Raw genomic sequence first — 13,967 nt, 5'->3', positions numbered from 1 at the left:
GCGCAATCGCTGCGGAGTCTCATTCACGGATTAGGTGGGGAATTTTGGAGCGGGCGGCGGGAATCGAACCCGCGTCTTCTGCGTGGAAGGCAGAGGTCTTACCATTACACAACGCCCGCTTGAGCAAAGAGTGCATATTTCACTGCTCAATGATGGTCAAGTACCGCCAAGGAAAGAAAAGCGCGGCCCCCTCTTTTCACTGAATGTCAGGCACAGGCCAGTGCGACGATGCCTGCCCTGCTGCCTTACTCGGTGATCAGTTTTTTGAGGAGCGATGTCGGGGTCACCAGACCGGTCTGGACACCGTTTTTGGTTACCGCGACGGGCGTGTTTTTTTCGGTGAGGTGCATAGCGAAATCGAGTACCGGCGCGTCCTCATCCACAATGACATCCGCGGGCACCATCGAGGGTTCCATCACATCACGCGCGCGCAGGAAGGTGAGCGGGTTTGAATGCGCCACGAATTCTTCGACGTAATCATCGGCCGGATTGCGCGCGATCGCGTTTGGCGTGCCACATTGCACGATCCGCCCGCCTTCCATGATGGCGATGCGGTTGCCGAGCTTGAACGCTTCGTCAAGGTCATGACTGACGAAGACGATTGTGCGTTTGAGGCGGTCCTGTAGCTCCAGCAATTCGTCCTGCAGCTTCGTGCGGATGAGGGGGTCGAGCGCGGAGAACGGTTCATCCATCAGCAGGATCGGCGCCTCGGTCGCAAAGGCACGCGCAAGGCCCACGCGTTGCTGCATGCCGCCCGAAAGCTCGCTCACCTTGCTATCCGCCCAATCGGACAGGCCCACAAGTTCCAGTTGGTTCAGCACAACTTCGCGCCGCTCGGCTTTGCCCATGCCGCCCAGTTCGAGGCCAAGACCGACGTTTTCGGCCACGGAGCGCCATGGCAGCAGCCCGAATTGTTGGAAAACCATTGCGATGCGTTCGCGGCGAATACGCCGCAGGTCGGGCGCCGACGCGGTGGTGACGTTGATAAGGTCATTGCCTTCGCGCACGAGGACAGATCCCCGCACCACGGGGTTGAGCCCGTTGATGCCGCGCAGCAAGGTCGATTTGCCGGAGCCAGACAGGCCCATGAGGACGAGTATCTCGCCTTCTTCGACCTCCAGACTGCAATCATGCACGCCCAGAATTTGGTCGGTCTGTTCCTGAACGGACTGACGGTCCAATCCCTCGTCCATCAAAGGCAGCGCGGATTCGGGAGCATCGCCAAAGACGATAGAGACATTGTCGATTTTGACGGCGACGCTCATTTATCGTCCCTCCAGTGCAGCATACGGTCGAGGAGAATGGCGACGACGACGATTACGAGACCGCTTTCAAAGCCGAGCGCGGTGTTGACCTGATTGAGTGCGCGCACGACCGGCACCCCGAGGCCATCGGCCCCCACGAGCGCGGCAATCACCACCATCGACAAGGCGAGCATGATGGTCTGGTTCAAACCGGCCATGATCTGGGGCAGCGCATGGGGAAGTTCGGCTTTGAACAGGATGTCACGGTTGGTGCCGCCAAAGGCGCGCACGGCCTCGGTCAGGCGTTCGGGCGTCGATGCCACACCGAGTTGGGTCAGCCGGATCGGGGCGGGCACGACAAAGATCACCGTCGCGATCAGCCCGGGCACCATGCCGATCCCAAAGAACACGATGGCGGGGATCAGATAGACAAAGGTCGGCAGCGTTTGCATGAGGTCGAGCACGGGACGCATCACGGCATAAAGGCGCGGTCGATGCGCGGCGGCGATACCTATAGGCACGCCGATGGCCATGCAAACCGCACAGGCCGACAGCACGAGCGTCAGGCTCTCCGTGGTTTCTTCCCAGTAGCCTTGGTTGATGATGAAGAGAAACCCGAGCGCCACAAACAAACAGATTTTCCAGCTGCGCTGCATCATCCATGCAAAGGCGACAAAGGCCGCGATGATGAAAAACGGATGCGGGGTCTGGAGCACCCAGAGAATGCCATCGATCATCGCCTCCAGCGCAACAGAGAGCATATCGAGCGCGCCCTCGCCGTGGTCGCGTATCCACTCAAAGAGATTGCTCGCAAAATCACCGACCGGAATTTTGAATGAAGTCAGCCAATCCAAGGCTTTGCTCCCTTTTGTGAAAAATCACCTACCACGAAGAAAGGCCCCGCCAGTATCGCGGGGCCTTGGGGTCATGTCGACTTGGATCAGAGGCCGAGAGCGGATTTGACGGCGGGCAGAGCGTCCGCGCCATCAATCGTGGTCACGCCATCGAGCCAGCCATCGATGATCGCGGGGTTCGCGGCCAGCCATGTTTTTGCGGCATCACCTGCTTCTTCGCCGTCATTGAGGATCGCGCCCATGATTTCGTTTTCCATGGCGAGCGTAAATTCAAGGTTCTGGAGCAGTTTGCCGACGTTCGGGCATTCTTCAACATAGCCTGCACGGGTGTTGGTGTGCACCGTCGCGCCTCCGTAATCGGGGCCAAACCAGTCATCGCCACCGGCGAGGTAGGTGAGGTCAAAGTTGGCGTTCATCGGGTGCGGTTCCCATGCGAGGAACACGATCGGCTCGTCTTTTTTGTTCAGGCGTTCGACCTGGGACAGCATACCTTGCTCGGAGCTTTCCTTGACGTCGAATTCTGTGAGGCCAAAGGCCTCTTGGTCGATCATATCCATGATCAAACGGTTGCCGTCATTGCCCGGCTCGATGCCAAAGATCGTTTCGTCGAGAGCATCGGCATGTGCCGCGATGTCAGCAAAGCTGTTGATGCCAAGCGCCGCACCAGCCGCGTTGGTCGCCAAGGTGTATTTCGCACCCTCAAGGTTCGCACGCACGGAGTCGACGGTGCCCTTTTCGCGATAGGGCGCGATATCCGCCTCCATCGTTGGCATCCAGTTGCCGAGGAACACATCCACATCGCCTTCTTCGAGCGAGATGTAGGTGACCGGCACGGAGAGGATCCGGATTTCGGTGTCATAGCCGAGCGCATCCAGAACCGTAGTTGTTGCGGCCGTGGTCGCGGTGATGTCCGTCCAACCCACGTCCGAGAAGGTGACTTTGGTGCAATCGGCGAAAGCAGCGGTTGCGCACAGGGCGATGGCGGAGGTCGTGATGGCAAGTTTCATAGGGTCCCCTTTTGAGGTTAGCATGATGAAGACAGAGTTATTAATTGACTAGTCAATCAATAGTGAAATATCCAGAAAATGCAACCAGGCAATTCGAGAGGCCACGCGCATGACACGCTCGGCACGCAAATCAGAGGAAGAACGACGCGCGGACCTCATCGAGGCCACTATCCGCGTGATTGGCGAGTCCGGCACACTGAACGTGACCGCGGGCCAAATTGCTGAATCTGCTGGCGTTTCTCCGGGATTGGTTTTTCACTACTTCCACGACAAAGAGGGACTGTTTCTGGCCGCAATGCGGTCGATCCTCACCCAATACGGGTCGGATGTGCGCCGCGCCCTCGCCGAATCGAAAACGCCGGACGCGCGTTTGGAAGCGATCGCACATGCCAGTTTCGGCATGACGAGTTTCCGGCGCGAAGCGATTTCGGCATGGGTCAATTTCTACGCCCTCGCGCTGCGATCCCAGCCCGCGCGTCAGCTTCTCGACCTCTATCAGCGCCGGCTTCATTCGAACCTCGTCTATGCTTTGCGCCCGAAAGTTTGCGAACGTGCGCCTGACGTTGCCCGACGTATCGCTGGCCTGATTGACGGCCTCTATTTGCGCTACGCGCTCGACACAAAAACCCTTCGCAGCGGCGAAGCGACCCTCGACGGGTCGGAAGGCGCGCGCCATGTGATGCGCGCCATTGCCGCCGAATGCACCGAAATCCACGAAAACGACGACATTTCCATCCGCGACACTGATCCGGACCCAAGAGCCCCCCTCGCGGGGCCGCAGGAGTAAATATGACTTCCACTTACCAACCCGAAGCCAGCCATTTCATCAACGGGCGCTACGTCGAAGACACCCGTGGCGAGAAGATCGAGGTGATCTATCCCCATAGCGGCGAAGTGATCGCGACGCTGCATGCCGCGACGCCTGAAATCGTGGACGCGGCGCTGGATGCGGCCAAGGTTGCTCAGGTCGAATGGGCCAAACTGTCGGGAACCGAGCGCGGCCGCGTTTTGCGCAAGGCCGCCGATCTGATGCGCGCGCGCAACCGCGAACTCTCCGATCTCGAAACCCACAACACCGGCAAGCCGATGTCGGAAACCTTGGTCGCCGATGCGGCCTCCGGCGCGGATGCGTTGGAGTATTTTGGCGGCCTCGCGGCGACGCTGACCGGCGAACACATCCCCGTGGCCGGTGGCGATTTTGCCTATACGCGCCGCGAAGCGCTCGGGGTTTGTGTTGGCATCGGTGCGTGGAACTACCCGATCCAGATCGCCAGTTGGAAAGCCGCGCCTTCTCTGGCCTGCGGCAATGCAATGGTGTTCAAACCATCCGAAATGACGCCGCTCACGGCATTGAAACTGGCCGAAATCCTGATCGAAGCCGGTGCGCCTGCCGGTATTTTCAATGTTGTTCAGGGATATGGTGCTGTCGGGGGGGCTTTGGTGACGGACCCGCGTGTGGCCAAGGTTTCGCTCACCGGCTCAGTGCCGACAGGGCGCAAAGTTTTTGCCGCAGCCGCAGATGGCATTCGACATGTGACCATGGAACTCGGCGGCAAATCCCCGATCGTGGTCTTTGAGGATGCTGACATCGAAAACGCGGTGTCTGCCGCGATCAACGGCAACTTCTACTCAACGGGCCAAATCTGTTCCAACGGGACCCGCGTTTTTGTTCAGGAGGCGATCTACGACGCCTTTGTCGCCCGTGTGGCGCAGCGAATGGAGGGTGCGAAGATCGGCGACCCGATGGATGAGGCCACAACGATCGGGCCAATGATATCGGCCCGCCAGCGCGACACTGTTGCAGGCTACATCGAAAAGGGCCGCGCAGAGGGTGCGCGTCTGGTCAAAGGCGGCAAGATCATCGAAGGCGACGGGTTCTACATCGAACCGACGCTTTTTGCCGACGTAGAAGACAACATGACCATCGCGCGCGAAGAGATTTTCGGGCCGGTCATGTCGGTGCTGAAGTTCTCGACAGAGGACGAAGCCGTCGCGCGTGCGAATGCGACCGACTTCGGGCTGGCCGCGGGGGTCTTTACCCGTGATCTCACCCGCGCCCACCGTGTCGCCGCCGCATTCGAGGCCGGCACCTGCTACATCAATGCCTACAACCTGACACCCGTCGAGGTTCCGTTCGGGGGCGTCAAAATGTCGGGCGTTGGGCGCGAAAACTCCAAGGCGGCGATCGAGCACTACAGCCAGATCAAAACCGTTTACGTCGGCATGAACGACACCGAAGCGCCGTTCTGAGGAATGAATATGCAAGCTGACTATGTAATCGTGGGCGCAGGCTCCGCAGGCTGTGCTGTTGCCTACCGCCTGTCAGAGGCCGGTAAAAGCGTCATTGTCATCGAATATGGCGGGACGGATGCCGGGCCCTTTATCCAGATGCCCGGCGCCCTGTCCTACCCGATGAACATGAAGCGCTACGACTGGGGCTTTGAAAGCGATCCCGAACCCCATTTGGGCGGGCGCAAACTGGTCACGCCGCGCGGCAAGGTTCTGGGCGGTTCGTCGTCGATCAACGGTATGGTCTACGTGCGTGGACACGCCCGTGACTTCGACACATGGGAAGAAATGGGCGCGCAAGGATGGGCCTATGCCGATGTCCTGCCCTACTACAAGCGGATGGAGAACTGGGACGACGGCGGCCATGGCGGCGATCCGTCGTGGCGTGGCAGCGACGGCCCTCTCCATGTGAGCCGCGGCAAGCGGGAAAACCCGTTGGTCAAAGCCTTTGTCGAGGCCGGTGTGCAGGCGGGGTACGAGCATACCGACGACTATAATGGCGAAAAACAGGAGGGGTTTGGCCCCTATGACGCGACGATCCACAAAGGGGAGCGTTGGTCGGCGTATAAAGCCTATCTCAAACCCGCCATCGATGCGGGAAAGGTCACGCTGGTGCGCGGGTTCGCGCGAAAAGTGGTGATCGAAAACGGGCGCGCCACAGGTGTCGAGATCGAACGCAAAGGCAAAACCGACGTTATCTCGGCGGGCGTCGAAGTTATTGTGTCGGCCTCGTCAATCAACTCTCCGAAACTGCTGATGCTCTCGGGGATCGGTCCCGCCGGGCACCTGAAAGAGCACGGGATCGAGGTGCTTGTGGACCGTCCCGGTGTTGGCAAAAACCTGCAGGACCATCTCGAACTCTACATCCAGCAGGCGGCGTCCAAACCCGTGTCACTGTTCAAATACTGGAACCTGTTTGGCAAAGCCTTGGTCGGCGCGCAGTGGCTCTTTACCCGCAAAGGGCTCGGTGCCTCGAACCAGTTCGAAAGCGCGGCTTTCATCCGCTCCGACGCGGGCGTGGATTATCCCGATATCCAGTTCCATTTCCTCCCGATCGCCGTGCGATACGATGGACAGGCAGCGGCGGAAGGGCACGGGTTTCAGGCCCATGTCGGCCCGATGCGATCCAAATCACGCGGCGCGGTCACGTTGAAATCCGCAGACCCCAAAGAGGCCCCGCGCATTGTCTTCAACTACATGTCGCACGAAGATGACTGGCGCGATTTCCGCACCTGCATTCGCCTCACCCGCGAGATTTTCAATCAGGAGGCCTTTGCCCCCTACCGCGCCCATGAAATCCAGCCCGGCGAAGATGTGGTGAGCGACGAGACGCTGGATGATTTCATCCGTGAGCATGCAGAGAGCGCCTATCATCCGACCGGCACCTGCCGCATGGGGGCCAAAGACGACCCCATGGCCGTGGTTGATCCGGAGTGTCGGGTGATCGGGGTCGAAGCGCTGCGCGTCGTCGACAGTTCGATTTTCCCCCAGATCACGAATGGGAACCTCAATGCCCCGTCGATCATGACCGGCGAAAAGGCTGCCGATCACATTCTGGGCAAAGCACCGCTGGCGCGCGAAAACGCGACCCCCTGGATCGCGCCGAACTGGAAAACGGCGCAGAGATAACGCGCACAGCGAACAGGTTCGCGCGCTTTTACGCCCCAGATCGCAACCGGAACGTCCCCAGCCCAGTGGCAATGAGTTCGCCGGTCTCGTCGACCAGATGCGCCTCGGCGAAATAGGTTTTGGCCCCACCGCCGGTGCGCCTGCCCGTGGCGATCAAACGGGTGCCTTTGGGACGCGACAGGAAGTTGACCGACATCGATAGCGTCAGCGTCATCTGCCGCGCGTCGCGATCCCCCGTGTAGGCGCCACAATAGCCCATCGCGCAGTCGATCATGAAGGAATAGAGGCCGCCGTGCGGGATGCCGTGGCGGTTCATGTGGTGCGCTTCGAGATCGCAGATAAAGACCGCCTCGCCCTCGCGCCATTCGCTCAGAAGAACGCCCATTCGGGCGGCGGCGGGGGACGGGGTTTCCCAAGTTGCGGGATCGTCAATCATCTATGGCCTCAATGAGTTGGGGACCGGAGGCGCGATTGGAATTCACCGCGCGCGATACCTTGTAGAATTCCAGCGTTTCGTCGGGGACGGAAGTCATCAGCGTAGCCGCGCCGTGTCCCTCTTCGCCCAGCCATTTGGCCCAGGCGTCGGGGTGCACAATGACCGGGATGCGGTGGTGGATTTCGGCCATGCGTCCCGTGGCCTCGGTTGTGACCATGGCGCAACTCGTCACACGTTCGCCGCCGCTCTCCCAATCCTGCCAAATTCCTGCAAAGACCATCGGTCCACTCGTGGCGGGGCGGATGAACCACGGCTGTTTCTCTCCGCCCTCGGGGCGGTGCCATTCGTAAAACCCGTCGCAGGGGATGAGGCAGCGCCGTTCCCGACAGGCCGCGCGAAAGGCCGGCTTTTCGGCGATGGTTTCGGCGCGCGCGTTGATCAGAAGCGGACCATCCGTGGGGCTTTTGTACCAATGGGGCACGAAACCCCATCGCATCGCGCGTAAATGCCGTGTGCCTGCGTCGGAATTCACGGTGTGAATTTGCGTGGTCGGGCAGACATTATAATTCGGCAGTGGCGGCAGATCGTTGGCCACGGTGGCGCCAAACAACTGCGACATGGCCTCATCGGGTAGCGTGATGGCGAAGCGTCCGCACATTCAGCGTGACCAAGCCTTGCGCGCCAAGTCGATTTTGACCTCCGTCATCGACATCTCTTTCATGATCTCGGTGCGCCGCGTGCGATCGCCGGTCTCGCGCAACTCCTGCCTGAGCGCTTCAAGTTCACGCGCCATCGCCACAAACGGCAATACCGCCCCGTTTTCACGGCTCACGCGGGCCAGCAAAGCGTTTTCGGGATCCCCCTCCTGCACGAGCGGTTTGCCCGCGCCCGCGAGGTTTTCAAATTCGCCGTTCGCCTCGGCTTCGGCGATTTTCTGTTCGATGAGGTCGATGAGCGGATGATCCATGCCCCCAATTTAGGGCAAAGGTCAGATTTGGGAAAGCACCCTGCAACACGAAAACGCCCCGCCGGAATTCCGGCGGGGCGCGAGGTAAAATCGACCTGAATAGGTGACTTCAGAGCTTATTTGATGGTGATACGACCATCTTTGTACGGTGCGTAAGGCGCGTTCTCGGCAAGGAATTCGGCCGTAACATCGGCAAGATCGGGGCCGAAGTCATAGGCGTTCATTGCGCCGGTGAACATTTTGTAGCCGTCACCACCGTTGCGGACGTAGTTGTTGGAGACAACGCCGTAGACCTTTTCGGGGTCAATCGGTGCGCCGCCGACCATCACGTCGGAGATACGGGAGCCCGCTTCGGCAGCCGGATCAACGGAGAAGGTCACACCCGCAACCTGTGGGAAGCGGCCCGCGCCTTCTTCGATCTGGGACACGCCATTTTCGAGCGCCTCAACGAAGGTTGCACCGGTGACTTCAAAGGTGGAGAGCGTGTTCTGGAACGGAAGCACGGTCAGCACTTCGCCCATGGTCACTTCGCCCGCGTCGATGGAAGCACGAATGCCGCCGCCGTTCTGGATCGCGATTTCAACACCTTGGTCTTTGACACGGTCAAGCATCGCATCGGCGATCAGGTTGCCCATTGCGCATTCAACCGCACGGCATTCTTCACGCACACCGACGATTTCCTCGGCAGTCTCGGCGACCACTTTCTGGCGGATTTCTTCGAGAGGCGCTGCAGCTTCGGCGATGCGGCCTTTGATGGCTGCATCTTCGGAGATGAAGCGGTCCATGATCAGTGGCTCACCAACTGCGGAGGTGATGACACCTTCGTCGTCGAAGACAACGTCGAGTTGGCCGAGGAATTTACCGTAGGCATAGGCCGACACGATGGCGGTTTCGCCGACCATGGTCGGATATGGACCTTCGGCGCGGTCATTGACGTTGGAGAGCAATGTGTTGGTGTGGCCACCCACAATCACATCAACGCCAGTGGTATTGGCTGCGACTTCTTTGTCGACGTTGTAGCCCGAGTGGGACAGAACGATGATTTTGTTCACACCCTGCGCTGTCATCATATCGACTTCTGCCTGCACTGCCGCGACAGGATCGGAGAAGGTGATGTTGGGACCGGGAGAGGCCAGTTCATCGGTGTCGTCCGGTGTCAGACCGATCAGGCCGATCTTTTCGCCGCCCTTTTCGATGATGGTCGATTTTGCCAGCTCGTTGGACAGGAGAGGTTCCTGGCTCACGTCGGCGTTGGACATCAGGATCGGGAAGGTCAGCGCATTCATGAATCCGGCGAGCACTTCGGGGCCGTCGTCGAATTCGTGGTTGCCCACGGTCATCGCGTCGTAGCCCAGCGCGTTCATCATCTCGGCCGCGAGTTGACCTTTATAGTAGGTGTAGAACAGCGTGCCCTGGAACTGGTCGCCGCCATCCACGAGGATCGAGTTGGTAGAGCGCGCACGTGCGGCGTCGATTGCGGACTTCAAACGCGCGGACCCGCCAAAGCAGGAGCCGGCCATGTTGTCGTCTTCCGAACAGCCCGAATCGTATTTCGAAATCGGTTCAAACCGTGCGTGGAAGTCGTTGGTGTGCAGAACGGTGAGCGCGTAATCGGCAGATGCCGCACCGGCGATCAGCGTCATTGCTGCTGAAGTTGTAAGAATTTTTTTGAGCATTTTTGCCCCCTGTCTAGATTTGTATAGTCGATGCTGACGTTCTTTAACCGAAGAGTCAAAGACGAGAGTTAGGTGACCCTTAGTCAAATCGCGCAACGCCTATATGACAGGCAGGTAGCCGCGAGGTGACGTAGGGGGACGCGGCAGTGCTTGACGCCGCACCAGCAGAGAGGCAAACCGCGACCATGATGATTTACAAGATTTTTCGCGCTCCCGAATGGGAAGCTTTCGATGCTGCGGGCGAAACGGCGGGGGCTCCGGTCGATATCGCCGACGGCTACATCCACTTTTCGACTGCCCAAACGGCCCGCGAAACCGCGGCGAAATGGTTTGCGGGAGAGGCGGACCTGATCCTTTTGGCCTGTGATCCCGCGGGGATGGCGGACGATTTGAAATGGGAGCCATCGCGTGGCGGGGCGTTGTTCCCCCATCTTTACCGGCCCCTGAAGCGCTCGGACGTTGTTCAAATGATGCCCCTGCCCTGCGGCCCCGATGGCCATGTGTTTCCCGCGGAGATCCTATGAGCCTCTTTGAACAAGCCGGCATGATCGCCCTGCGCAGGTTGGATCCAGAGGCCGCGCACAAAGCCGCCCTTTGGGGCCTCAAGGCCGGGCTTGCCGCCCTACCGGGGGCGGTGACATCGCCACGTTTGGCCACCACGATTGCGGGGCTGGCGATGCCAAATCCGGTCGGGCTCGCCGCCGGTTTCGACAAAAACGCCGAAGCCGTGCCCCAACTGGTGCGTGCCGGATTCGGGTTTATCGAGGTTGGTGCGGCCACCCCGCGCCCCCAGCCCGGCAACCCGAAGCCGCGTTTGTTCCGCCTCACCGAGGACCGCGCCGTGATCAACCGGTTCGGGTTCAACAATGAAGGAATGGATGAAATCGGCGCACGCCTGGCGCAGGCGCGTCTGGGTGCCGGGACCTTGGCTGTGCCGGTCGGCCTCAATCTCGGCGCCAATAAAGACAGCACAGATCGCGCCGCAGATTTCGCAACCGTACTCAGCGCCTGTGGCAATTCGATCGACTTCGCGACGGTCAACGTCTCCTCGCCCAATACCGAAAAGCTGCGTGACCTGCAGGGACCGGAGGCGCTCGAGGCGCTCTTGGCCGGTGTACTCGACGCGCGGCGCGGGTTGGGCCGTCAGGTGCCTATCGTCCTGAAAATTGCGCCGGACCTCACAGATACAGAGATTGGCGAAATCGCCGAAGTCGCCCGTAAAGCCGGCGTTGATGGCGTCATCGCGACCAATACGACTCTGGACCGTGAAGGCCTGAAATCGGCGCACCGCGATGAAAAAGGCGGGCTATCGGGGCGGCCATTGTTCGAGAAATCTACCCGCGTGCTGGCAAAGCTTTCGCGTCATTTGGGAAATGACATTCCGCTGATCGGCGTGGGGGGCATTGCCTCTGCTCTGGATGCCTATACAAAAATCCGTGCGGGGGCCTCGGCTGTCCAACTCTATTCCGCGATGGTCTATCAGGGGTTGTCGCTCGCCCCGCGCATTGCCACCGGTTTGGACGAACTGCTGGCGTGCGACGGATATGACTCGGTTGCTGATGCGGTGGGAACCGGTCGCAACGAGTGGCTGTGATCACTGCGCGCTGCGCTCAAGCGCGGGGTATTTCCACAACAACAACCCGCCCCGTGCCGCGTAGCTGACCAAGAGCGCGGCCCAGAGGCCATGGTTGCCAAAAGCCGGAATCAAAATCGCGACCGCCGCGAGGTAGATCAGCAGCGACAGCATCATCATGTTGCGCATGTCCCGCGTGCGGGTTGCGCCGATGAAGATGCCGTCGAGCATCCATGCAGCCAGCCCGACCAAGGGCGCGGCAACCATCCACCATAGGTAAAGGCGCGCCTCCGCCCGCACGTCCGTCGCGGTCGTCATGATGTCGATGACCGTCCCGCCCGAAAAGGCGAACAAAGCCGACAAAAGCCCGACCGCGACCAACCCCCAGAGCGAGGTCAAAATAGCCCCGCGGCGTAGAACGGAGCGTTGGCGCGCGCCCAGCGCACTGCCCACGATCGCTTCGGCGGCAAAGGCAAAGCCGTCGAGAGCAAAGGCCGTGATTTCGACGAATTGCATCAGGATCTGGTTGGCGGCCAGTGTCACGTCCCCGAACCCCGCGCCAAAGAAGGCGAAAGACACCACGATGGCGAGCAACAGAAGCGAGCGGATCAGGATGTCTGTGTTCACCTTGAGCATATGGACCAGCCGCGCAAGGTCGAAGACCCGCGCCCGATCCCGCCATGCGGCATTGGAAAACGCGTCGCGGCACAGATAGAGCCCCCAAAACGCCCCCGTGACCTCGGCGATTACAGTGGCAAGCGCGACACCCTCAACGCCCCACCCGAGGCCGAGCACGAACCACAGGTCGAACAGGATGTTGAGGCCGTTCATCCAAAGCTGCAGGAACAGCACCGCGCGCGTGCGCTCCTGACCGATCAACCACCCCGTGATGCCGAAGGTTGCGATGCTGAAAGGCGCGGACCAGATGCGGATCGACATGTAACTGCGCGCGAGGCTTTCGACCTCGTCAGATGCGGGTGCTACGTGAAAGGCGAGCGCGAATGCAGGCGCCTGCAAAGCGATGAGAGCCAGCCCCCCGATCAGACCGGCCAAGATGACCCGTGTGAGAAAGGCCGAAACTTCACCGACCTGCCCCGCGCCGCGCGCCTGACTGACGAGGCCGGTGGTGCCCATCCGCAGAAATCCGAAAATCCAGTAGATCGACCCGAGGATCACCGCCCCGATCCCGACCGCACCGATGGGCGCCGCCGCCCCCATTTGCCCCACGACGCCGGTATCGACCGCGCCGAGAATGGGCACTGTTGCATTGGAGAGCACGATGGGCAGCGCGATTTTCAGAACACGCGAATGGGTCAGATGCGCGGGCGCACCTTCAGTCATCTTGGCGCGGCATCAGGAAATGACCCGTTGCCTGCGCAATCGGGCGGTCGCGGTTATCCTGCCATGCCTCGACCTGAACCGAGGCATAGCGCCGCCCCGATCGTGTGACGCGCGCACGCGCATAGGCATCGCGTGGCAAACCCGAGCGCAGGAAATCCACGGTCAGATCGATTGTCTTGGGCAGGGCAATCCCTTCGGGTAGTGCATCGCCCGTCTCGATGCGCGGCCAGACCAGCGACCAGCCCAAAACAATGAGCGCCGTCGCCTCGAGAAAGGCGGAAATCGCCCCGCCATGCAGGGCCGGCAGCGCAGGGTTGCCGACCAGATCATCGCGGTAGGGCATAATGGCGGTCAGCTCATCACCGCGCCGGTCGAATTTGAACCCCATGTAGGTGATATAGGGAACGGTCCCGACGAGAGTCGCCAGAGCGCGGTCGCGGCGTTCTTTGACGACCTGAACGGCCTCGGGTGCGCGGCGCGCGCTCATGCCCCCCGCTCCACAGCAAAGGCACCGGTTGCGGTGGCCACGGGCGTGTCAGAAGTTCCGTCTGTTGCTGTCGCACGCACGAAGGCGACCGACCGTGTCATGTGATAGCAGATCGCATGCGCTGTGATGGCGGCCCCGGGAGTGGCTGTGCGCATGTAATCGATGCGCAAATCGAGCGTCGCTGTCGCAAACCCTGCGTCCTCATGGCTCATGACCGCCGCACCCGCACAGGTATCCATCAGAGCCGAGACCGCGCCACCCGCAATCACGCGCGTTTTCGGATCCCCGATCAACCGTTCATCATATGGCATCGCAATGATCGCCTCACCCTGTCCGATTTCGTTCAGCGACATTCCCAACGCGCGGCTATGGGGAATGGCATTGATGAACTGACGGGCAATCTCCGTGCGGTCACGGTTCGTAGGCATTGAAATACGTCCTGAAAATGGTTCCCCTTGTTTGTG

At 60.5% G+C, this 13,967-nt stretch carries 15 protein-coding genes and 1 tRNA gene; 5 read left to right on the top strand and 11 right to left on the bottom strand.

Features of this window, described 5'->3' with window-relative positions:
• Positions 1–45 precede the first annotated feature (45 nt).
• The 4 genes from ABD815_RS07165 to choX all read right to left on the bottom strand — a co-directional run bounded on the left by ABD815_RS07165 (position 46) and on the right by choX (position 3,105).
• Positions 46–119 (bottom strand) — tRNA-Gly (locus tag ABD815_RS07165).
• 126 nt (positions 120–245) lie between these two features.
• Positions 246–1,265 carry a choline ABC transporter ATP-binding protein gene (gene choV / locus ABD815_RS07160; protein ID WP_344845626.1) on the bottom strand — a complete coding sequence of 340 codons (1,020 nt, stop codon included), beginning with the start codon at positions 1,263–1,265 and terminating at the stop codon, positions 246–248.
• A complete protein-coding gene (gene choW, locus ABD815_RS07155) occupies positions 1,262–2,098 on the bottom strand; it encodes a choline ABC transporter permease subunit (protein WP_344845623.1) in 837 nt (278 codons plus the stop codon). Before choW ends, choV begins: the two co-directional genes overlap by 4 nt.
• An 86-nt stretch (positions 2,099–2,184) precedes the next feature.
• Entirely contained in the window at positions 2,185–3,105 is a 921-nt protein-coding gene (gene choX, locus ABD815_RS07150; protein WP_344845620.1) for a choline ABC transporter substrate-binding protein, read from the bottom strand.
• A gap of 109 nt (positions 3,106–3,214) precedes the next feature.
• Here choX and betI point away from each other — a divergent pair, with 109 nt between their 5' ends.
• The 3 genes from betI to betA are packed head-to-tail and all read left to right on the top strand — an operon-like array spanning position 3,215 to position 7,023.
• Positions 3,215–3,892, top strand: a complete 678-nt coding sequence (gene betI, locus ABD815_RS07145) for a transcriptional regulator BetI (RefSeq protein ID WP_344845619.1) — start codon at positions 3,215–3,217, stop codon at positions 3,890–3,892.
• A 2-nt stretch (positions 3,893–3,894) separates the two neighbouring features.
• Positions 3,895–5,355, top strand: a complete 1,461-nt coding sequence (gene betB, locus ABD815_RS07140; RefSeq protein WP_344845617.1) for a betaine-aldehyde dehydrogenase — start codon at positions 3,895–3,897, stop codon at positions 5,353–5,355.
• Positions 5,356–5,364: 9 nt separating this feature from the next.
• Positions 5,365–7,023, top strand: coding sequence for a choline dehydrogenase (gene betA / locus ABD815_RS07135; RefSeq protein WP_344845614.1), 1,659 nt, complete (start codon positions 5,365–5,367; stop codon positions 7,021–7,023).
• Between the two features lie 28 nt (positions 7,024–7,051).
• Here betA and ABD815_RS07130 read toward each other — a convergent pair whose 3' ends face one another.
• The 4 genes from ABD815_RS07130 to ABD815_RS07115 all read right to left on the bottom strand — a co-directional run bounded on the left by ABD815_RS07130 (position 7,052) and on the right by ABD815_RS07115 (position 10,102).
• Complete coding sequence (locus ABD815_RS07130) at positions 7,052–7,459, bottom strand: PaaI family thioesterase (protein ID WP_344845612.1); 408 nt, start codon at positions 7,457–7,459, stop codon at positions 7,052–7,054.
• The gene (locus tag ABD815_RS07125) at positions 7,452–8,117 is read right to left on the bottom strand and encodes an SOS response-associated peptidase (protein ID WP_344845610.1); all 666 of its coding nucleotides are present in this window, start codon (positions 8,115–8,117) and stop codon (positions 7,452–7,454) included. The genes ABD815_RS07130 and ABD815_RS07125 overlap by 8 nt, the downstream gene beginning before the upstream one ends.
• A complete protein-coding gene (locus tag ABD815_RS07120; RefSeq protein WP_344845607.1) occupies positions 8,118–8,426 on the bottom strand; it encodes a DnaJ family domain-containing protein in 309 nt (102 codons plus the stop codon). It lies immediately after the preceding gene.
• Between the two features lie 116 nt (positions 8,427–8,542).
• On the bottom strand, positions 8,543–10,102 hold the full coding sequence (locus ABD815_RS07115; RefSeq protein WP_344845604.1) for a bifunctional metallophosphatase/5'-nucleotidase: 1,560 nt from the start codon (positions 10,100–10,102) through the stop codon (positions 8,543–8,545).
• A gap of 185 nt (positions 10,103–10,287) precedes the next feature.
• Between ABD815_RS07115 and ABD815_RS07110 the strand changes: the two genes are divergently transcribed.
• Positions 10,288–10,626: a DUF952 domain-containing protein gene (locus ABD815_RS07110; protein WP_344845601.1), complete on the top strand. Its 339-nt coding sequence runs from the start codon at positions 10,288–10,290 to the stop codon at positions 10,624–10,626.
• Complete coding sequence (locus tag ABD815_RS07105; protein WP_344845596.1) at positions 10,623–11,696, top strand: quinone-dependent dihydroorotate dehydrogenase; 1,074 nt, start codon at positions 10,623–10,625, stop codon at positions 11,694–11,696. Before ABD815_RS07110 ends, ABD815_RS07105 begins: the two co-directional genes overlap by 4 nt.
• Here ABD815_RS07105 and ABD815_RS07100 read toward each other — a convergent pair whose 3' ends face one another.
• From ABD815_RS07100 to ABD815_RS07090, 3 genes are read right to left on the bottom strand one after another with little or no spacing between them, the layout of a single operon-like run.
• Positions 11,697–13,016 carry an MATE family efflux transporter gene (locus tag ABD815_RS07100; RefSeq protein ID WP_344845594.1) on the bottom strand — a complete coding sequence of 440 codons (1,320 nt, stop codon included), beginning with the start codon at positions 13,014–13,016 and terminating at the stop codon, positions 11,697–11,699. It abuts the gene before it with no gap.
• A complete protein-coding gene (locus ABD815_RS07095) occupies positions 13,009–13,503 on the bottom strand; it encodes a PaaI family thioesterase (RefSeq protein WP_344845590.1) in 495 nt (164 codons plus the stop codon). Before ABD815_RS07095 ends, ABD815_RS07100 begins: the two co-directional genes overlap by 8 nt.
• On the bottom strand, positions 13,500–13,931 hold the full coding sequence (locus ABD815_RS07090; protein ID WP_344845587.1) for a PaaI family thioesterase: 432 nt from the start codon (positions 13,929–13,931) through the stop codon (positions 13,500–13,502). The genes ABD815_RS07095 and ABD815_RS07090 overlap by 4 nt, the downstream gene beginning before the upstream one ends.
• Positions 13,932–13,967: the final 36 nt, after the last annotated feature.

This window comes from Celeribacter arenosi, assembly GCF_039539485.1.
GTDB lineage: Bacteria > Pseudomonadota > Alphaproteobacteria > Rhodobacterales > Rhodobacteraceae > Celeribacter > Celeribacter arenosi.
The sequence above is the reverse complement of the archived record's forward strand: the minus strand, read 5'-3'. Positions and strand labels throughout refer to the sequence as shown.